Raw genomic sequence first — 15,926 nt, forward strand, 5'->3', positions numbered from 1 at the left:
GCCTCGACCCAGGAGGATCGATATCCCGCGGAACTGCGGGCTTTTCAAGAAAAGCTGGCAACCGCGTGCCGGCTATTCCTCGTGAATGGGCGTTCTCTGGCCAATTCTCCAAAGCTGTCAACCTCGCATCTTTGGTTCTCAGGTTCAGATGTAAGCAATCTCAATGACTTGGAGGGCGCCAGGGTTGGAAAGTTGGGCTTTGGTCTCGCCAGCCGAGAGCAACTCCATGCGCCCTGCACCTCAGGTCAAGCGGAAAGGCGTTTGTTCGTTGAGCCGCAACCAAGACCATCAGCGACTCCTGAAATGGCGAGCGGTGGCGTGCTGGTCCGGTCAGGGGATAATTCCCCGAAGGCCCCGGCGTAGCTGGATCTGGCGGGTACCGCAGCATTTCTTGAACTTCATACCTGAACCGCAAGGACATGGATCATTGCCGCCGCGTTGCAGCCGGCCGACCAGGGGCAGCATCGCTGCGGAAGGCAGGAGCGCCGCCGCAAGGGCAGCCAACTTGGCCGAGATTCCCGGTACGACGAGGCGACGACCGGATTTGAACCCTCGCCACGCACGTTCGGCCACATACTCCGGATCCACCTTGGGCAAGATGTTGAAGAGCACCGTCTGATAGGCGCCTGACCTTGCGAGAAACTCCGTCGACACCGGACCTGGTGCCAGGCATGTGACCGTCACACCGGTTCGGCGCAACTCCTGATGAAGCGCCTCTGAGAAGAAGCGCACGAAACCTTTGCTAGCGAAGTACAGAGCCATATAAGGCCCGGGAACGAACCCGGCCACGGAACTGAGATTGAGCACCCCGCCCCGTCGGCGCGCCACCATTCCCGGCAGAAAATGGAGGGTCAGTTCTGTGAGGGAATGTATGTTGAGATCGATGATGCCGAGTTGACCATCAATAGGCAGCGCCGTCGCCGCGCCCCGCAGGCCATAGCCGGCGCTGTTGACCAGGACATCACAGACCAGGCCGTGTGCGGACAGAAAGTCCTCTAGGCGCGTTGGCGCATCGCCTGCCACGAGATCCAACGCGAGCGTGAATGCCTCGCCACCCCCCTCCCGAACCTCAGCCGCCGCGGCAGCCAAACCCTCGGGCGAGCGGGCAACCAGCACAACCGCACCGCGCTCCCGTGCAGCGACGCTCGCAATTGCCCGGCCAATTCCACCCGAGCCGCCAATCACGACGACGGCTGGCCGGAATTCACGGTGCGAAATCATGTCGCGTTCCTCTTTCTTGCAGGAGCGGCAACACTTTGACCGAGCAGCACCACTTCATTGGCGACAGTGCCGTTCAGAATCTGTTCGAATCTCTCCAGTGCTCGTGCGACGTTCGCTCCATCCATGACCCGGTGATCGTAGTGGATGCGGACATTCACCGATCCGTCTTTGCCGATCGGACCGTAGTTTAGAAGCGTGGTCAGTGGTGTCAGCGGGTTGAGTGATTCCGCACCGAGACCAGAATAGACGGACAGTTGGAAGGTACCGAAGTAATTTGCCCTTTGCCGGGCGATGTTTAACCCTAGCCACATAAGCAGCCACCTGACTGGCGCGGGCGCACCTGCCACCCGCAAGGCACGCCGAAACTCCGGGACCTCCAGGATCGGCCGTGATCGAGCGGCGTGGATGGATCCCTCAAGTTCCGTGATGGAGTAGCGCTCCGGGCACTTGATGCAGCTCAGCAGAACGGCCGGCTCGCCATCATATTCGCGCTCGTGGGCAATCGAGGCTACGCTTGCCGGATACTCGTAAAGCTGCGGCCAAGGCAACTTGACATAGGCGCGCCGCAGCTCCGGCATCTCTAGGGCAAGAAGCGCATACCCTTTCAGGAAGATAGCGGTCCACGAGGGCCTGGTCTGCTGCGCCATTCTAGCCCTTACGAGTGGGCCGAGATTCATCTGACGCTGCACCGCGACCCGTGGCACGCCGATCGAAAACCTCATCAGATCGCCAACAAGGCGCCGGGGCGCGGAAAGCTTGAGGGCTCGGCCTCGCATAAAACGACCTCTAATAAAGATAAGGGAATATCCGCTTGGTCCTTTCCATATAGACACGGTATTGCGAGCCTAAATTCTCCAGCATCATACGCTCTTCCTTATCCACTCTCAGCAGGAAAAGGACTGCGAAACCAATCAAACCCGATATGCCCGCAACCCAGTTCGGCAGCAGAAAGAGCTGGCCGAGCCCCATAAGCAGGAAAGAGGTGTACATAGGGTGACGGACCAAGGCGTATGGCCCGGCGCTGACCAGTTCATGCCGTTCGCGAATCTCGAGCGTAATCGACCAGTTACGGCCAAGTTCCTTGTGGGATAAGCGAAAAATCCACAGCGCTGAGCAGAAGATGATGGTTCCGAGCGCCACTGACCACACGCTGGCCGGATGATCAGCCGCTCCGGGGATGCCGGTAGCGACATAGAAGCCAGGCAGGATCGCCAGGCCAAGGAGAGCCGATACAAGCCCGACGGTGTCGGAACTTGAGCTGCCGCCAGCTACAATTCGCACGCGCCTTGCCCGGCGCTCGAACGGATACCGGATCACGTACCAAGCAACGATGCCGATCACCCATATGATCTCGCCAACTGAGGCTACAGCAATGGTCACGTCACGTCACCGGAGCCTTTTCTCGATCTGGGACGATGATAAGCCGTCGCAACGATGTCACCGTCCGAGTTGTCGACCGTAGACATTCAGAGCGCGTTCTCTTCGCACTTAACCGGGCGAATGGGCGCGAAAGCGGGTTTTGCCAATCGCAGTTCAACCCGCGTTCATCTCCCGAAGCTTGGTTATGAATTGTTGCGGCCGGAGCCAGATACCGGGGGTCTTATACCCCATGGATCTAGCGATGTCCGCTACGAATGCGTTGCAGTTGTAGAGCGACGCGTGCCAAAGCGGAGAACTGGCCTGCAGCCTTCGTATGCTCGCGACGACTTTCCTATATTCGGCTTCGGTAAGTAATACACGCCAGCTTGCCGACCGGTAAGCATCTTCCAGGTCGCCGTCCGTCCACCCGGTCGAGGCTGGCACGGGCGCCAAATGCCCGAGAACATAGACATTGGGATCACCGGACTTCGGAGCGAGGCCCGCCACTTCGGGGTTGACCATCCGTCCGGCCTGGTTCAATCGTCCAAAAATCACGTAGGAATGGCCGTAGGTAAGGGCGTACCGGGAGCGGAACTCGATGAAATACCGCTGGGCTTGAGTTGACGCCGCCGCGCGCGCCGGCATCGCCGCGGTTCTCAGTGCCTTATCATTGGACACAAAAGTCGGCTGGGGCTTGCTGTCCTGCGACTGACATGACGCTGCGACAAGTGCGAGCAGGGCCACAATTGTTGAACGGCCACTTACTAGCGTCATCTATCCAGAACTCCGAGGACCGCAGGCCTAGCGCCAACCTATGCCCGCTAACGCACGTAGGCTACGAATCCGGCCGGCCCCTGCATATCGATTGGGAAGGGCCTGGCGGCCCTTCCCAAATAACCGAAAGCCGGTCCTTATTTAATCACGGGCTCCTCTACGGCAGCGGGTTCCGGCGGAGGAGCCTTCCCCTTTCCTTTGCCGATCATGCCATTCGCGCAGCCGCTCAGGCTGGCAACGGCGAGGGTGGCAACCATTACAATCAACATCCTGTTCATCAAGCAATCCTTTCCCCGAGGGCGGAACAGCCTATGGAATCGCCACAAATAAAAACAATATGCAGCCCCGCCAAGCTACCCGCGATCTACATCAACGCCTAGTGCAGAAATGACACAGTTGGCACCCGGTTCCAGGCGGCACCTTTGCGGTGACGTGCTGGCAGGTTCACCATCCAGCGGAGATCAGGCCTGCCCACCATCAAACAACCACCACCGTCGTGCCCAAAGGAGTACGGTCGTAGAGGTCAATGACGTCGTCATCGATCATACGGATGCACCCGTTCGATACCGCTGTGCCTATCGTCCACGGCTCGTTTGTACCATGTATCCGGAAGTGGGTGTCGCGCCCGTCGCGATAGAGATAAAGGGCACGCGCACCAAGCGGGTTGTTTGGTCCGCCAGGGACCCCCCCTGCATACTTCACCAGGCGCGGCTTGCGCTTCATCATGCTGGCGGTGGGTGTCCACGACGGCCAGTCCGCCTTGCGGCCGACGGTCGCTGTACCCTTGAACGAAAGTCCCTGCTCGCCGACGCCGACGCCGTAGCGCGTCGCCCACCCGTCCGTCTCGACGGCATAGAGAAAACGTTGCGAAGTATCGACGACGATCGTTCCGGCCGGCTCGTTTCCGTCGTACCGCACATGCTGCCGTCGGTAACGAGGATTCAGGCCACGCCTTGGTCCGAACACGGATGAAATCGGGTCCGCCACCTGTTGTAACGTCGACGTACATCCGGAGACCATCAGAGCCAGACTACCCAGCACGAGCCCCCGGCGCGCAATGTGGTGTTCTTCCATTTCTACCTGCTAGGAAACTGGTCATCTACCGCCGCCTTCGTCTCTACCATTCCAAGGCCTGCGGGCCAAGTCTCGCTTTGTGGTGGCAAAATGAATTCACAGGATTGACAAGCGAATTGGAGCGAAACTTCTTGCGATAACCGTCTGCCTCTGTTCGGTTATGTCAAAATTGGCATAGGACAGAGACGATGAAGCCTGACTTCCATGGTAAAGTCGCGATTGTGACCGGCGCAGGATCCGGAATAGGTGCGGCTGTTTCACGGCAACTCGCGCAAGAAGGAGCCGAGATTGTTGTCGCCGACCTTGATGCCGAGGCAGCGCACTGCAGAGCCGCCGAAATAAGCTCGCAAGGCGGCAGGGCCTATGACTTTGCGGTAGATGTCACGGATGCGGCAGCCGTGGAAAAGCTGATCGAGTTCACTGTCCAGAAATGCGGCGGACTGGATATGGCGGTAAACAATGCAGGTATCGACGGCATTCGAAAAGCAACGGCAGACTATCCGCTCGACAACTGGCACAAACTGATAAACGTCAATCTAAATGGCGTTTTCTACAGCATGAAGTACGAAATCGCCGCGATGCTGGATCGAGGCGGAGGCGCCATCGTCAACATGTCCTCCGTTCTCGGTTCCGTCGGCTTGCCAACTGCGTCCGCATACACGGCAGCGAAACACGGGGTCGTTGGGCTGACCAAGGTTGCGGCGATTGAATATGCGAGGATGGGCATCCGGATCAATGTCGTCGGCCCCGGCTGGATCGAAACGCCTCTTTTATCGGAGCAAATGGAGGCATTAGCCAGCCGGCGCATGGCAGGTCTTCAGCCGATGGGCAGGCGCGGGAAACCGGAAGAGGTGGCGGCTCTTGTGTGCTTCCTCTTGTCCGACCAGGCCAGCTTTATCACTGGGAGCTACCATCTGGTGGACGGAGCTTACACCGCCCATTAGGTGGATGGCCCGTAAATGGCGCCTGCATGGCGAGCCTCAAGGCGCAGAACGACGAGCAAACGTGGCGTGTCAGCTAGGTGACGAAGGCCAAGGCGGCGCCAAAGCCAGCACCCACTATGATGGTGAACGCAAAAAGCGGCAGTAGCCAGCGCGGTCGTTGGGTATCCCAGTCCTTCGGGCCATGTCGGTTCATCGCGCGTCCTTTCGCAACCTTGTTTCCCGCCCACGTTGCAACCGTAATGAAATACAAGAAAGAGTGCCGCAACGTATTTAAGAGTTTGCTAATGCAAGGACGCATCGGTCCGCCAGATGCCATTCGCGTCGCAGCGTGGAGAAGATGGGCGCTGCGCTCAGTTGGCGCGAAAGTCGCTTGAGGCAGAGAACTAGCCTTGGGGAAAATTCTCAGTCGCCCCTTGCTGAGACAATAGGAATATGGTCCTCATAGCTCCGTTGCGGCGATCCTCAAACGGAGATCGCAAAAATGGCCAGACACAAACTTTCTAAGCAACTTTCACAGGTCGAGATCGACCGCTTCATGGCGGCTGCGGAAGAGCTTCACAAGAGCATCGTCCGCCCGCTGCTATCGCCCACCTGCGACCACTATCAAGCCCTTCGAGCGGTTCATGAAGCCCTGTTGAAATCGGTGAAAGACGTCACCGGCAAGGATGCGGCTTTCGTCCGATGGCACGGGACGGGGCCAGTGCAGCCGCGGCAAGACTGAGCTACTCTTGACGGTCGCCTGCGGTCTGCCGCCATACACCATCATCAGGTCGGCCGAGCGGCAGTAGCGGACATTGCCGCAGCTGCATTCCGCCTTGACGAGCATGTTGTGCCGGGTCGCCTTGCCCAGCGTGTCGATCGGATCGTGCGCCATGAGAACAGAAAAGGAACATTTTCCTTGATCGTCAAGACCGGCTATGGAATCTTTCGACCAACTAAGCCGAGAAACTAACCCGATGAGTGATGAATTGATCCGCCTTCCCGGGGCAATAGAGCCCATCACACGTCCGGGCGTTCAGTGTCATAGGTGCGAGCATCCCGACTGCGGCAGGGATGCAGGATGGGGCTTCGCCAAGCCGAGGGAGCCATCTCATTGGTTCTGTTTTGAACACCGTTCCAATGGCGAAGCCTATGTCTAGGGCGTGCCGGATGACTTATCTTCTGGCTGGCAATAATCTCTATGACGTCGCAGATGTCAGCACCGCGCGAAACCAATCTGGATGGTCCCATCTATGATTCGATAGCGGCCGCAGTCAGTCAGCCAGGCGGGACAAAGGCGAACCGTTGGCAGACTTTAACGAAGGGCGAGATCATGACCGAAGGGGAAAGAAAGCCAACTCCTGTCGAAACTGTCGAAAAGAATTGGGGGAATCTGATTGCGTGGGCTGTGGTGTTCTGCCTGGACTTGATTGTAGCGTGGCAAGTGTTCCGATCTGTTGCTCTCTTTCTCGCAGTCATCACCGGCAACTTCGCTCCGTAAACTGTTCTAGAGCAAAAAGCCCATCTCACGTGTGCCGACGGCGAGCGATAGCTATGAGGAAGCCTGGATGATCAGCCCGCCAAGACGGCATGGCGAGTATGCCGACCGCGAGGTCGATTGCCAGGAGGCTATGGAGCCTGGTTTCCAGGCGATCGTCGATTGCATGATAGATGCGGGCTGGACGCGGGGGGAGATCATGCGGTCTCTTAGGCGGCTGATCGCGGCCGACAACATGACGCAGAAGGAAAACGCGAAAGTCGAGGCGCAGATTGCCATCGCGCGCGCTATGATGAGGGCGGGCCGGCCCCTCTAGCGCAAGGAAAGCGCGTCAACACTCTACGCCACGATTGCTGGCTGCCCGTCGTCACGGCGCATATGCGACGTTCCGTTAGCCGCCGATCGCGTCACCTATCCACGACAATCGCGTGGTGGTACATTCGCTTGATTTGGCGAATGTTTTGGTCGCCAAACTCACCGGGAAACCGGGGAGGTGGTCATGAGAATTATTGCCACTCTAGCAGGTGTCGCCTTGCTTGCAGGTTGCGCAACGGCAGGCCCCCCAGGGCCCCAAGGGCCTGTCGGTCCACAAGGGCTGCCCGGCAAGCAGGGATCTAAGGGTGCAATGGGGGCTGAGGGTCCAGCGGGGAAGGACGGCGTCAGCGGTTGGGAAATCACCCAGTATGCAAGTGCGAGTGATGCAAGCCCAGACAAATCCGCACAGGCTTGGTGTCCCAAGCCAAAAGGCGTCATAGGTGGCGGTGCCAGCGCGTCAAATTCAAATGCTCTAATTTCTAGGAGCTTGCCGGTTACTTCCCCAGCTCCAGGGTGGGTAGCACAAGCGCATGTAGCCGCTACGCCCCCAACAGCTTGGACGCTGACAGCATACGCCATTTGCGCGCTTGTCAAATAGTCGGCGCTTGGCCGGGCCGGTGATCTTTGCGTTGTCGCGCCTTCGAGACACAAACGCCGTTCTAGTCCTCATCCCAGAAATCCTGCAGCGACGCGTGCCTAAGGTCTTCGGCGCCGCGCAAGTGCTTTACGCGGGCTTTGATTCCCCGGCTTGACCCACTGAGTTGCCGGCCGCTTTGGCATGTCTTTCGGCGGGGGCCCGGCATGTTCCTGGACCCGCTTCCAAAGCCGCTCCCGCATCTCGCGGTTGACGCTGACGAAAGCGCTGCCGACATATTTTCGCGTGCCCGGCTCGGCCAGCAAAGCAAAGGCCGCCTTGCCGGGTTCGCGCTCGACGCGGAGCAGTTCGAATTCGTCGATTGTGAAGCTCTTCGTCTTCAGCCAGTTCGAAGTCGGGCCGCTCCGATACGGGCTGTCGGCGCGCTTGGAGACGATTCCCTCGAGCCCTGCCTGGTCGGCGAGATAGAAGATCGATTTGGGATCGCCCGGCAGGGCTTCGCTGAACTGGATCCCGCTGTTCGGTTTAATGATGCCGTACAGGATTTCGCGACGTGCTTTGCAGCCGATGTCGCGCAAGTCGTAGCTTATCGAGATACATGATGTCGAAGGCGCCGAGGATCATGGCGTAGGGATCGCTGTGGAAGGCCCTTTGCAGCGCGCTAAAATCGGGCAGACCATTCGCACCGGTGACCACCGCCTCGCCCTCAAAGATCGCGTTCTCCATGTCGAGCTCCCGGGCGGCTTCGACGATGCCGGTGAACTTGCGCGTCCAATCTGCGCCGGACTTGGTAAAGACGCGGATATCCTCGGGGCTGTTGATGACGACATGGGCTCGGTAGCCGTCGAGCTTGATCTCATGAATCCAGTGCTCGCCCTCGGGCGGCTTTGCGACCAGCTTGGGCTCCATCGTAGGGACAAAGGCCAGCCTTTCGGCCTTACAGTTCTTCGAGAACCGTCCGCGAATGTGGCGTGCGGATGCGCAGGTCGTCCGCGACTTCCAGATACCGGCTCGACAGGGGATCGAAGGCGAAGGCGTCTCGTCCCTTGCTGTCATCATGTGCTACTCGTAGATCCGCCTCTTGCGCAAGCCAGCGCTGGATGCGCCGCGCGGCAGTCTTTCCCGGCACGAACCAGCTTGTGCGCTCGTCACTCCACCTGGCGCGCGGGAATGCCTGTCGAAACCGCTCAACCGCCGCTCGATCATACGGAAAGCGCGCTTCGGCACCAGGAAACTGTCTGCGGTGCAGCAGGGGCGTCGGATTTTTCCATCAGATTGCGAAGCACAGCACTGCTCGCAAACAACGCGGTGCAGGTCGTTTGGGTCCGAAAACACTAGAACGTATGGTCAGAGCCGCAAGGGGAAGCCAAGGAGGCGATCGGTGAAACTGCTCATGACCCAGATGACGCGCTACCGTGTGTCTCGCCATCACCCCACCGCCATTCGACTTTGAAAAAAATCAGGTAGACCGATCGAAACGGCCTGATTTACGAAGCTTCGCAAGCAAGCTCGCTGCCGCGCCGCAGTAGCTGGCAGAGGCCTGCTCGGCCATCGGCAGCGAACTCCACACGGTTAGTTCGGCCACCAGAAAGTCGTTGTCTGCGTCCACCGGCGCGGATCTAAGTTGTCCGTTTTTATCCATCACGATTGCTACCACGGTGTCGTTTGCGCCATACCCAATCGCCGCCATCCTCTGAATGCGAGTATCGCCGTCCACGCGAACGTCGAACAAGACAGATCCGCCAGTTTTCTCCGCGATATCATCCACTCGATCAGAAAACGGCCGATTCATACCGTCTGTATTGGCGAGTGACTGCTCCAACAAGACCAGTTCAACATACTCCGCCTTCATGCCGCAACTATGGGCGCGCATGCGCAATCGGCAATCCTACCAGGATGTTTTCACACAGGAATCCCAATGACATCATCCAACGCACCGCGGCGCGAACGCACAGCCGTACCCAATGCTATCTGTACGCCCATGTGTGAGCGTCGCGCGCAACGGTGGAACGGTGCCATTCTCGATGAAGCTAGAGTCCCTGCCAAGCGATCCTCAGATACGTACGTATTTATAGCGAGGCGTATGGTGCCGAAGGATGAAGCGGCCGGCCACGGAAATGGGCTGGGTCAAGCCGGACCTAATCGGCCCTGTGAAGCACCTGCGCGGCGAGGAAGGCCTGCGGCACGCCTAGCAGCGCGTATGGAGGTGTCGTCCTAGTGCGGGCGGTATTAGGATCGGCCTTGGCTACAGCTTCAGGCAAGGTTCTGCCGCGCCAGATACAAGCGATCGGTATCGGGAACAGCCAACTTGTGCATTGGTGCGGCGAGGAAACGAACGGCTTCAGCCTTTGCCTTTTCGGTCCAGATTGCCGTCAGGTGGCGGAGCCGCTTTGCCTTTGCCTTAGGCGCCCCAGCCTCGATCGCCGCGTCCTTCGAAAGATCACGAGCGTGCCGCCCCTTTTCGCGCGCGGAGCCGGCGCCTGCCGCCTGGCGGACTTTCCCTGTCATTCGATGATCTTGATAATCTTGTGTGTGTCGGGGTCAACCACTACGGTTCGGTTGTCGATAACGGTGTAACGGTATTTAACGTTGGGAACTTCATGAAGCTCGACGGTGTCGGGCAGCGTTGAGCCAATGTTGAGCTCCACGCCCGGAAGTTTCACCGATGCCAGCGGCTGCTTTTTCACGTACTCCTTAATGACGGTTTCCTGTTCAGGCTCTATGACCACGTCTTGAGCGACAGCGGCCGCAACACCGGCCAGAAGCAGGAGTCCGGCCGCTGCGGTGGTAATGTGTATTTTCATGACTGCCTCCATCCATTCGAGCGGCCTAGAAAACGCCCTGCCGCGCGCGTGGCTACAGGCCGCGACGGCCGCTTAACGCTCGCGAAACATGATTGTTCCAACACTCCCCTCCTGGATTCCTCCACCGGAACCACATGCCTCTCAAGACGCTTTGGTCAATCTCCTTTCATCATCGGCGACGAAGAGATTGAGTCGCCAACTGGCCCGGTCAGCGCGATCTGGCGGGGCTTTTTTGCAACTGTGGTGGGGAGTAGCTGAGCCGGCTAACGTGTTGGAACTTCGATCGGGCACTTCGCGTTTTCAACTCGCGTTTGAGCGTCCGATGGACGGCCGGCGCGCGCGTCACACCACGCGAAACACAAGGAGAACATCATGATCCGGAAACTTTTGGCGACCACAGCGCTGGCCACGCTGCTGGCAACCGGCGCCTATACCGGAGACAAGCTTGCTGCCGCAACACAGCCTGAAGCCACGCTTGCAGCCCCTGCGGTCGTTGCCGATGGCAACCTGGTGACCAAATTTATCGGCACCGACGTCTACAATGGGACCGCTGACAATGCCGAGAAGATCGGTGACGTCAACGACATAGTGCTCGCGAAGGATGGAACGGCCAAACTTATCATCATCGGCGTTGGCGGTTTCCTGGGAGTCGGTGAGAAGAACGTCGCCTTTGATTTTGCCAAGGCTCAGTGGGCAGAAAAGAACGGCAGCCGCTGGCTTGTCGTGCCGACGACCAAACAAGAACTAGAGGCGCAGCCCAGCTTCGATGCAACGGCATATGAGACAGCTTCAGCATCGAACGCGACCAAGCAGCCTGCAGCCACCACTGTTGACAAGACGTCCACCGGGGCCATTGACAGGTCATCGCTGACTGAAATGCCAATAGATAAGATCCGTGCAGAAGATCTGATTGGCACCACGGTCTACGGCGCCGACGACGCAAATGTCGGAAAGATTGGCGACGTCGTTCTGAGCGGCGACAAAAAGGTGGATGCAATAATAGTTGACGTTGGAGGATTTCTCGGCATCGGATCAAAGGAAGTGGCTGTTGGGATGGAGAACCTAAAATTCATGAGCGACAAAAATGGCAACAAGTATCTCTACACAAACTTCACAAAAGACCAGCTCGATGCCCAAATGGCTTACGACAAGGGCACCTATGCCCAGAATCGCGATAAGCAGCGCATGATTCTGAAATAGCAGGACCGCTATGCTTAAGAGCCCGGGTTAAGAACAGCTGGGCTCTTTGTTTGCTGGCAATAGTCTCTCCCAGATTGCCGCGCTATACTTGAGGTGCGGTGAAGTTTTTGCCGTCTTCTCTCCCAGCCTTCCAAATGGCGTGCTTCTGTTGGTGAAACGGCTGGCTATCGTACGAGATTGAAAAAGGTCAGAAGGAAAAGTAGCGATGATCAAAAAGCCCGCCAGCCGAAGCCCTTGGCACGCGCCAGCTGATCCCGCTGAGGAACCTTTCGATCGAGCGTGATGTCAAGACGCGGATCGTTTCCATTCGATCCCCTACTCCAATTCGCCCCGCTGGCTTCGCCGGGCGGCTTTTTGCTGCGTCGCCAATAATAATCGTCATAAGTGATCCGCTGTTCGGGAACGTATGGTGTCCATTTGCATTTCCTTTGAACACCAAAGGAGGAAAATGTGAACTGGGATCAAATCAAGGGAAAATGGATGCAGTTCAAAGGCAAAGCGAAGGAGCAATGGGGTGATCTTACCGACGATGATCTTGATCGCATCGAGGGCAATCGTGACCAACTCGCCGGACGAATTCAGGAGCGATATGGAATTGCCAAGGAAGAGGCAGAGCGCCAGATAGACGACTGGTCCAGACGACTCACCTAGCGCTGGATCTAACTCGGTCCGACCGGAAGCCTCGGCGCACCCCTAATCAACCAAAGCGACGCGCGCAAGGAACTTTTCGCCGCATCTAATGTTCCCATGTTCGGGCTAGGCCAAGGAGCGTAATCATGAACAACATTATTTGGTTGGTCGGCGCCGTCGTGATCGTAATAGCCATTTTGAGCTTTTTGGGTCTGCGATAGACTGGGCGCTCCATAAGGTCCAGGCAGTCGCGGCGATCTGTTGAACCCGGATATGTAGCCCTATGGCCGATAGTGTTGAAAAAGTCCGCAACCCAGCTCGCGGACCAATATGGCCGGAATAGTTATACCGCGATGTTTGCTGGCGCTGGTCTCCATGCAGGAGGATGGCTCGCCGGTCGTCCGGGTCCTGCCGATCACCCATACGCCGCCGTCCGGTCCCAATGATGCCATCGAGATACCGGCTGCGGTCAAGCTGCGCTTGCGGCTTGACCGTGAGCGGTCGTGGGTCGTTTCGACGGAAAGCAACCGGTTCGCGGTAGACGGCCGTTCAAGATGTCGCCTGCCAAACTGCGGCTCGCCGAGCCTTCAGTCGAAGGCAGTTGATCAGCACTGCGCACCCGCATGACGTTCAGAAGGCACACCCCCCGTGCGTTCTCAAATTAGATGCACAGCTAACCAGCTGAAAACATTCACGAGCGATTCTCACAATTAACTGCAAAGCGACAGCGTAAACGGCAGATGCAACACCCGCACAATCCCCCGCATATCATACCGATGCGGTGGCGGGCATGAGCATGGCCCTACTGATGCCGCGTGAGCCGGTCCATGGGTGCGTTTGCTTCGGTTAACTTGGCCAGCGCTTGCTCGACTTTCTGCGCCGAGCGGTCCGTGCGCTCGATGTGCCGCACCATTTGCCGCCTTACTCGCGCGAGCCTTGCGGCGCGAAATACGTCGCCGTATCTCGCAGTTTCAAGGTGGAGAGTCGCGAGCCTCATGGGCGACGATTCCAATTACCTAGCAGTAGAATTCGCGTATCCGCCTTTCGTTCCGATGTCCGACCTTACGCTCGCAAAGGGCTGGCCGGAGGGCCGCGACGAATGAGCGTCTGGTCACATGTTGCTGGCGGGTCGAATCGGTGGACGCGGTCGATACGCTGGCCTCTGCAACGGCTTGAACGGAACATCGGCCACCGACGAGCGGATCGGCTTCATAGTGACCGGGATGGCAGCTTGGCGCTTGCGCAGCGCAGCCGAGATCTTGGCAACGAAGTCGCGTATTTCCATGGGTACTCCTCCCGAGCAGCTTCCCGTAGTCACGCTAGCACCGCCGCGCCCCCCATTACAATTAATTTTGATGGATCGAAATGGGTGGAGGGAAGGCGGCCACATGAGATCAGCCGTCGTCTATCTTCCTGCCAAAACAGTACTGGATACAGGGCGGCGCGACATAGGTCCGTTGTGCTTGACACAGCCTTTGCCGGTCGAGGCGTTCGGTCGTGCTGGCGGTGTCTCAATTGCCCACCGCTTGTGAGAAACGGAGGGGCACGGGGGCCTCGCGCGAGCCAGTTATCCGATCCCCCGCTCAGAAATTTCTACCAAACATTCTGGCCTGTCATTCTGCACGAAATCGTTTGTTGATCTTTCATCAGTTCGGCGCAGCATGCCGTTCGGGCACTAGGGGTTGGACTATCATGGATACCGAGCCGACACGCATCACGACTGACGCTCTTTCCGCCGCCATTCTTGAAGCATCAGACGGGGACGTGGTGTCCCTTAAAGCGGCCCTAGCAGCACTTCGTGCCCTGTGCCCCCACGTAATCGAGACGGATGCTGAATTGTGCGAAATTTTGCTTATCGCGGCCCCGCAAGAAGGGCGCGCCGTCCTGCTTGATCTTCGTGATTAGCAGGAACAAATCCGCTCGCGGTGCAGTTCGGTCCTTTTAAACATGCAGGCCCGAACATGGCTGAAATCGATAAAGCCAAACGGAAGGTTATTGCCGAACTTGTGCGGCGGTGGATCACCTCAGAGGTAATCCGCAATTACTTTCGCAACATGCTAAATCTGCCTGTAGAACGGGAGCTGCCGGCTGAGCAAAGGTATTTGCTGGAGGAACTTGATAGGGCCGACAAAGAGTGACTGCATGGCACTCCATTGGTTCAACCCTCCGGTCCCCGTCAAGACCGAGCGTCCCGGGATCATCCGCAACGTCAACAACGCCGAGACAGCCGGCGAGGAGCTGATGAAGTGGACCAAGCGTGGCCCTTGGTGGGACCTGGCGGTGCGCGTTTGCATGGCCGTGATATTCGACGAGATGGAACCTGAGGAGGCCCGTAAGGCATTCCTGGCTGCTGCCGAGGAGGAGGGTATGCTTTTTCCTGATTAGCAGGTCGCGTGGCTCTTCGCGCGAGCCCAAAGTCGATCACCGGCTCAGACATCCCTTCCAAACATTCCCACCCCCTCTAATTATCGCTCAATGGCAACCCATTGGTTCGTCCCTCCGGTCTTCGTGAAGACTGAAACCGGCGACAGGCATGGCTGCAACAATGCGAGGACAGCCCTTGAGCAGCTCAAGCGGTGGACCCGGAGAGGACCTCGCTGGCAAAAGGCGGTGAACCTCTGCCTGTCAGATCTAGAGGGCGATCCGATTGACCCTCAGGTGGTACGAAAGGCCTTTGAGGCTGCCGCTAAGGAAGCCAAGATGTATCTCTCCCCGTAGGTGAAATTTCTCCCAAATATCAGTCCTTTATTCCGTACGATTCGAACATTGATTTTTCCGTGGAGTGACCCATAAGGTGGCCGCTTGGGTTCTCGCTGAGGTGGGAGGCCTCGGATGAATGTTCTGACGAACTGCCGACCGAGCAAAGTGACTGCCCATAAGCTTGTTGAAGAGCTGATCTTACAAGCCGGTCGCGGCCAAATCATCTCCCTGAAAGAGACCATCGCAGCGGTGCGCCGAGACGGGCCGCATCTGGTGGAAAGTGACTGCGCGCTGGTTGAGCTTATAGTCGAGATTGCCCCAGCCTTTGGCCTGTTTGTCGGGTTCGATCTTCGCGAATAGCCGGATGGCAACCCATTGGTTCAACCCTCTATGAGATCGAAGGGGCACGGGGGAACTTCGCGCGAGCACCCACCAAATTCGCATCCCTTTCGGAACCCTTTCGCAGCGAAAGTGTTTCAGACCGAATGTGGGAACGACCTTATGCCGGCACGACCAACAGCAGGGACAGCCTTTCAACGGTTGATCAGCTCAGAAGATAATCGTCTGATGCTCCGCAACAGGCTTGGTCTCGAAGTCGACGAGGAACTGCCGGCGTCCCTTGCTGCATTATTGCAGGAGCTTGAGCGGCGCGAGCAGGTCGAGGCTGAATGGAGCGCCACCACTTTGGCAGCGCACGTTTCTATGGCGTTCGACGAACCAGAAGGAACCTTCAGTGACCCTCACGGCCATGCTGCGTAGGGGACGTGCCTTCCGAGGGATGATCAGTTCGGAAGACTACTGCCGGAAGCTACGCAGGCTCCTAAGGTTTGTAG

25 protein-coding genes and 2 pseudogenes are annotated in these 15,926 nt (G+C 58.0%); 12 read left to right on the plus strand and 15 right to left on the minus strand.

Going from position 1 to position 15,926, the window contains the following annotated elements; all coding sequences use genetic code 11:
• Window positions 1–330 precede the first annotated feature (330 nt).
• The 6 genes from NKG95_RS30920 to NKG95_RS30945 form a co-directional block, all read right to left on the minus strand.
• Window positions 331–1,221, minus strand: coding sequence for an SDR family NAD(P)-dependent oxidoreductase (locus NKG95_RS30920; protein WP_023722419.1), 891 nt, complete (start codon window positions 1,219–1,221; stop codon window positions 331–333).
• On the minus strand, window positions 1,218–1,997 hold the full coding sequence (locus NKG95_RS30925) for a hypothetical protein (protein ID WP_023722420.1): 780 nt from the start codon (window positions 1,995–1,997) through the stop codon (window positions 1,218–1,220). Before NKG95_RS30925 ends, NKG95_RS30920 begins: the two co-directional genes overlap by 4 nt.
• A gap of 10 nt (window positions 1,998–2,007) precedes the next feature.
• Entirely contained in the window at window positions 2,008–2,595 is a 588-nt protein-coding gene (locus NKG95_RS30930; RefSeq protein ID WP_031195116.1) for a protein-S-isoprenylcysteine O-methyltransferase, read from the minus strand.
• Between the two features lie 159 nt (window positions 2,596–2,754).
• Window positions 2,755–3,354 (minus strand): hypothetical protein, encoded by a 600-nt coding sequence (locus NKG95_RS30935; RefSeq protein WP_031195118.1) that lies wholly within the window; start codon window positions 3,352–3,354, stop codon window positions 2,755–2,757.
• Between the two features lie 137 nt (window positions 3,355–3,491).
• Entirely contained in the window at window positions 3,492–3,632 is a 141-nt protein-coding gene (locus tag NKG95_RS30940; RefSeq protein ID WP_023722423.1) for a hypothetical protein, read from the minus strand.
• Between the two features lie 199 nt (window positions 3,633–3,831).
• Window positions 3,832–4,428, minus strand: coding sequence for a L,D-transpeptidase (locus tag NKG95_RS30945; protein WP_353043355.1), 597 nt, complete (start codon window positions 4,426–4,428; stop codon window positions 3,832–3,834).
• Between the two features lie 188 nt (window positions 4,429–4,616).
• Between NKG95_RS30945 and NKG95_RS30950 the strand changes: the two genes are divergently transcribed.
• Window positions 4,617–5,372 (plus strand): SDR family NAD(P)-dependent oxidoreductase, encoded by a 756-nt coding sequence (locus tag NKG95_RS30950; protein WP_352476622.1) that lies wholly within the window; start codon window positions 4,617–4,619, stop codon window positions 5,370–5,372.
• A 580-nt stretch (window positions 5,373–5,952) separates the two neighbouring features.
• On the opposite strand, the gene NKG95_RS30955 is transcribed toward NKG95_RS30950, so the two are convergent.
• A complete protein-coding gene (locus NKG95_RS30955) occupies window positions 5,953–6,372 on the minus strand; it encodes a hypothetical protein (RefSeq protein ID WP_353043356.1) in 420 nt (139 codons plus the stop codon).
• Between the two features lie 180 nt (window positions 6,373–6,552).
• Between NKG95_RS30955 and NKG95_RS30960 the strand changes: the two genes are divergently transcribed.
• Window positions 6,553–6,852, plus strand: coding sequence for a hypothetical protein (locus NKG95_RS30960; protein ID WP_353041986.1), 300 nt, complete (start codon window positions 6,553–6,555; stop codon window positions 6,850–6,852).
• A 67-nt stretch (window positions 6,853–6,919) separates the two neighbouring features.
• Window positions 6,920–7,165, plus strand: coding sequence for a hypothetical protein (locus NKG95_RS30965; protein WP_353043358.1), 246 nt, complete (start codon window positions 6,920–6,922; stop codon window positions 7,163–7,165).
• Window positions 7,166–7,860: 695 nt separating this feature from the next.
• Here NKG95_RS30965 and NKG95_RS30970 read toward each other — a convergent pair.
• The 6 genes and pseudogenes from NKG95_RS30970 to NKG95_RS30995 form a co-directional block, all read right to left on the minus strand.
• Entirely contained in the window at window positions 7,861–8,337 is a 477-nt protein-coding gene (locus NKG95_RS30970; RefSeq protein ID WP_353043359.1) for a hypothetical protein, read from the minus strand.
• Window positions 8,285–8,818, minus strand: coding sequence for an ATP-dependent DNA ligase (locus NKG95_RS30975; protein ID WP_353043361.1), 534 nt, complete (start codon window positions 8,816–8,818; stop codon window positions 8,285–8,287). The genes NKG95_RS30970 and NKG95_RS30975 overlap by 53 nt, the downstream gene beginning before the upstream one ends.
• Window positions 8,700–9,011, minus strand: a pseudogene (locus NKG95_RS30980) (hypothetical protein); the annotation flags it as partial. The gene NKG95_RS30975 and the pseudogene NKG95_RS30980, both read right to left, overlap by 119 nt.
• 207 nt (window positions 9,012–9,218) lie before the next feature.
• Complete coding sequence (locus NKG95_RS30985) at window positions 9,219–9,611, minus strand: hypothetical protein (RefSeq protein ID WP_502897857.1); 393 nt, start codon at window positions 9,609–9,611, stop codon at window positions 9,219–9,221.
• Window positions 9,612–10,012: 401 nt separating this feature from the next.
• A complete protein-coding gene (locus NKG95_RS30990; RefSeq protein WP_353043362.1) occupies window positions 10,013–10,267 on the minus strand; it encodes a hypothetical protein in 255 nt (84 codons plus the stop codon).
• A complete protein-coding gene (locus NKG95_RS30995; protein WP_031195273.1) occupies window positions 10,264–10,563 on the minus strand; it encodes a DUF1236 domain-containing protein in 300 nt (99 codons plus the stop codon). Before NKG95_RS30995 ends, NKG95_RS30990 begins: the two co-directional genes overlap by 4 nt.
• A 372-nt stretch (window positions 10,564–10,935) precedes the next feature.
• Between NKG95_RS30995 and NKG95_RS31000 the strand changes: the two genes are divergently transcribed.
• Window positions 10,936–11,763 (plus strand): PRC-barrel domain-containing protein, encoded by an 828-nt coding sequence (locus NKG95_RS31000; protein ID WP_023722789.1) that lies wholly within the window; start codon window positions 10,936–10,938, stop codon window positions 11,761–11,763.
• A 187-nt stretch (window positions 11,764–11,950) separates the two neighbouring features.
• Here NKG95_RS31000 and NKG95_RS31005 read toward each other — a convergent pair whose 3' ends face one another.
• Window positions 11,951–12,145, minus strand: coding sequence for a hypothetical protein (locus NKG95_RS31005; RefSeq protein ID WP_353043363.1), 195 nt, complete (start codon window positions 12,143–12,145; stop codon window positions 11,951–11,953).
• A gap of 68 nt (window positions 12,146–12,213) precedes the next feature.
• On the opposite strand from NKG95_RS31005, the gene NKG95_RS31010 reads away from it, so the two are divergent.
• Complete coding sequence (locus tag NKG95_RS31010) at window positions 12,214–12,414, plus strand: CsbD family protein (RefSeq protein WP_352643912.1); 201 nt, start codon at window positions 12,214–12,216, stop codon at window positions 12,412–12,414.
• A 309-nt stretch (window positions 12,415–12,723) separates the two neighbouring features.
• Window positions 12,724–12,939 (plus strand): annotated as a pseudogene (locus NKG95_RS31015) (plasmid maintenance toxin (PemK-like)); the annotation flags it as partial.
• Between the two features lie 565 nt (window positions 12,940–13,504).
• Here NKG95_RS31015 and NKG95_RS31020 read toward each other — a convergent pair.
• The gene (locus NKG95_RS31020) at window positions 13,505–13,678 is read right to left on the minus strand and encodes a hypothetical protein (protein WP_352643911.1); all 174 of its coding nucleotides are present in this window, start codon (window positions 13,676–13,678) and stop codon (window positions 13,505–13,507) included.
• Window positions 13,679–14,085: 407 nt separating this feature from the next.
• On the opposite strand from NKG95_RS31020, the gene NKG95_RS31025 reads away from it, so the two are divergent.
• The 6 genes from NKG95_RS31025 to NKG95_RS31050 all read left to right on the plus strand — a co-directional run bounded on the left by NKG95_RS31025 (window position 14,086) and on the right by NKG95_RS31050 (window position 15,852).
• Entirely contained in the window at window positions 14,086–14,298 is a 213-nt protein-coding gene (locus tag NKG95_RS31025) for a hypothetical protein (RefSeq protein ID WP_352483453.1), read from the plus strand.
• A 56-nt stretch (window positions 14,299–14,354) separates the two neighbouring features.
• Window positions 14,355–14,531, plus strand: a complete 177-nt coding sequence (locus tag NKG95_RS31030) for a hypothetical protein (RefSeq protein ID WP_353043364.1) — start codon at window positions 14,355–14,357, stop codon at window positions 14,529–14,531.
• Between the two features lie 4 nt (window positions 14,532–14,535).
• Window positions 14,536–14,778: a DUF982 domain-containing protein gene (locus tag NKG95_RS31035; protein WP_353043365.1), complete on the plus strand. Its 243-nt coding sequence runs from the start codon at window positions 14,536–14,538 to the stop codon at window positions 14,776–14,778.
• 90 nt (window positions 14,779–14,868) lie between these two features.
• Complete coding sequence (locus tag NKG95_RS31040; protein ID WP_353043367.1) at window positions 14,869–15,111, plus strand: DUF982 domain-containing protein; 243 nt, start codon at window positions 14,869–14,871, stop codon at window positions 15,109–15,111.
• Window positions 15,112–15,225: 114 nt separating this feature from the next.
• Window positions 15,226–15,453 (plus strand): hypothetical protein, encoded by a 228-nt coding sequence (locus NKG95_RS31045; protein ID WP_353043368.1) that lies wholly within the window; start codon window positions 15,226–15,228, stop codon window positions 15,451–15,453.
• Window positions 15,454–15,594: 141 nt separating this feature from the next.
• Window positions 15,595–15,852: a hypothetical protein gene (locus NKG95_RS31050; RefSeq protein ID WP_156948329.1), complete on the plus strand. Its 258-nt coding sequence runs from the start codon at window positions 15,595–15,597 to the stop codon at window positions 15,850–15,852.
• Window positions 15,853–15,926: the final 74 nt, after the last annotated feature.

Source organism: Mesorhizobium sp. M1423, assembly GCF_040317575.1.
Taxonomy (GTDB): domain Bacteria; phylum Pseudomonadota; class Alphaproteobacteria; order Rhizobiales; family Rhizobiaceae; genus Mesorhizobium.

Bases quoted from the DNA above. Each gene is read 5' to 3' on its own strand.
- NKG95_RS30950 (WP_352476622.1), top strand. From the start codon at position 4,617: ATGAAGCCTGACTTCCATGGTAAAGTCGCGATTGTGACCGGCGCAGGA.
- NKG95_RS31005 (WP_353043363.1), bottom strand. From the start codon at position 12,145: ATGACGATTATTATTGGCGACGCAGCAAAAAGCCGCCCGGCGAAGCCA.
- NKG95_RS30965 (WP_353043358.1), top strand. From the start codon at position 6,920: ATGATCAGCCCGCCAAGACGGCATGGCGAGTATGCCGACCGCGAGGTC.
- NKG95_RS31035 (WP_353043365.1), top strand. From the start codon at position 14,536: ATGGCACTCCATTGGTTCAACCCTCCGGTCCCCGTCAAGACCGAGCGT.
- NKG95_RS31000 (WP_023722789.1), top strand. From the start codon at position 10,936: ATGATCCGGAAACTTTTGGCGACCACAGCGCTGGCCACGCTGCTGGCA.
- NKG95_RS30920 (WP_023722419.1), bottom strand. From the start codon at position 1,221: ATGATTTCGCACCGTGAATTCCGGCCAGCCGTCGTCGTGATTGGCGGC.
- NKG95_RS30975 (WP_353043361.1), bottom strand. From the start codon at position 8,818: ATGATGACAGCAAGGGACGAGACGCCTTCGCCTTCGATCCCCTGTCGA.
- NKG95_RS30925 (WP_023722420.1), bottom strand. From the start codon at position 1,997: ATGCGAGGCCGAGCCCTCAAGCTTTCCGCGCCCCGGCGCCTTGTTGGC.
- NKG95_RS30990 (WP_353043362.1), bottom strand. From the start codon at position 10,267: ATGACAGGGAAAGTCCGCCAGGCGGCAGGCGCCGGCTCCGCGCGCGAA.
- NKG95_RS30960 (WP_353041986.1), top strand. From the start codon at position 6,553: ATGACGTCGCAGATGTCAGCACCGCGCGAAACCAATCTGGATGGTCCC.
- NKG95_RS31030 (WP_353043364.1), top strand. From the start codon at position 14,355: ATGGCTGAAATCGATAAAGCCAAACGGAAGGTTATTGCCGAACTTGTG.
- NKG95_RS30945 (WP_353043355.1), bottom strand. From the start codon at position 4,428: ATGGAAGAACACCACATTGCGCGCCGGGGGCTCGTGCTGGGTAGTCTG.
- NKG95_RS31020 (WP_352643911.1), bottom strand. From the start codon at position 13,678: ATGGAAATACGCGACTTCGTTGCCAAGATCTCGGCTGCGCTGCGCAAG.
- NKG95_RS31050 (WP_156948329.1), top strand. From the start codon at position 15,595: ATGCCGGCACGACCAACAGCAGGGACAGCCTTTCAACGGTTGATCAGC.
- NKG95_RS31040 (WP_353043367.1), top strand. From the start codon at position 14,869: ATGGCAACCCATTGGTTCGTCCCTCCGGTCTTCGTGAAGACTGAAACC.
- NKG95_RS30940 (WP_023722423.1), bottom strand. From the start codon at position 3,632: ATGAACAGGATGTTGATTGTAATGGTTGCCACCCTCGCCGTTGCCAGC.
- NKG95_RS30995 (WP_031195273.1), bottom strand. From the start codon at position 10,563: ATGAAAATACACATTACCACCGCAGCGGCCGGACTCCTGCTTCTGGCC.
- NKG95_RS30935 (WP_031195118.1), bottom strand. From the start codon at position 3,354: ATGACGCTAGTAAGTGGCCGTTCAACAATTGTGGCCCTGCTCGCACTT.
- NKG95_RS31025 (WP_352483453.1), top strand. From the start codon at position 14,086: ATGGATACCGAGCCGACACGCATCACGACTGACGCTCTTTCCGCCGCC.
- NKG95_RS31045 (WP_353043368.1), top strand. From the start codon at position 15,226: ATGAATGTTCTGACGAACTGCCGACCGAGCAAAGTGACTGCCCATAAG.
- NKG95_RS30985 (WP_502897857.1), bottom strand. From the start codon at position 9,611: ATGAAGGCGGAGTATGTTGAACTGGTCTTGTTGGAGCAGTCACTCGCC.
- NKG95_RS30955 (WP_353043356.1), bottom strand. From the start codon at position 6,372: ATGGGCTCTATTGCCCCGGGAAGGCGGATCAATTCATCACTCATCGGG.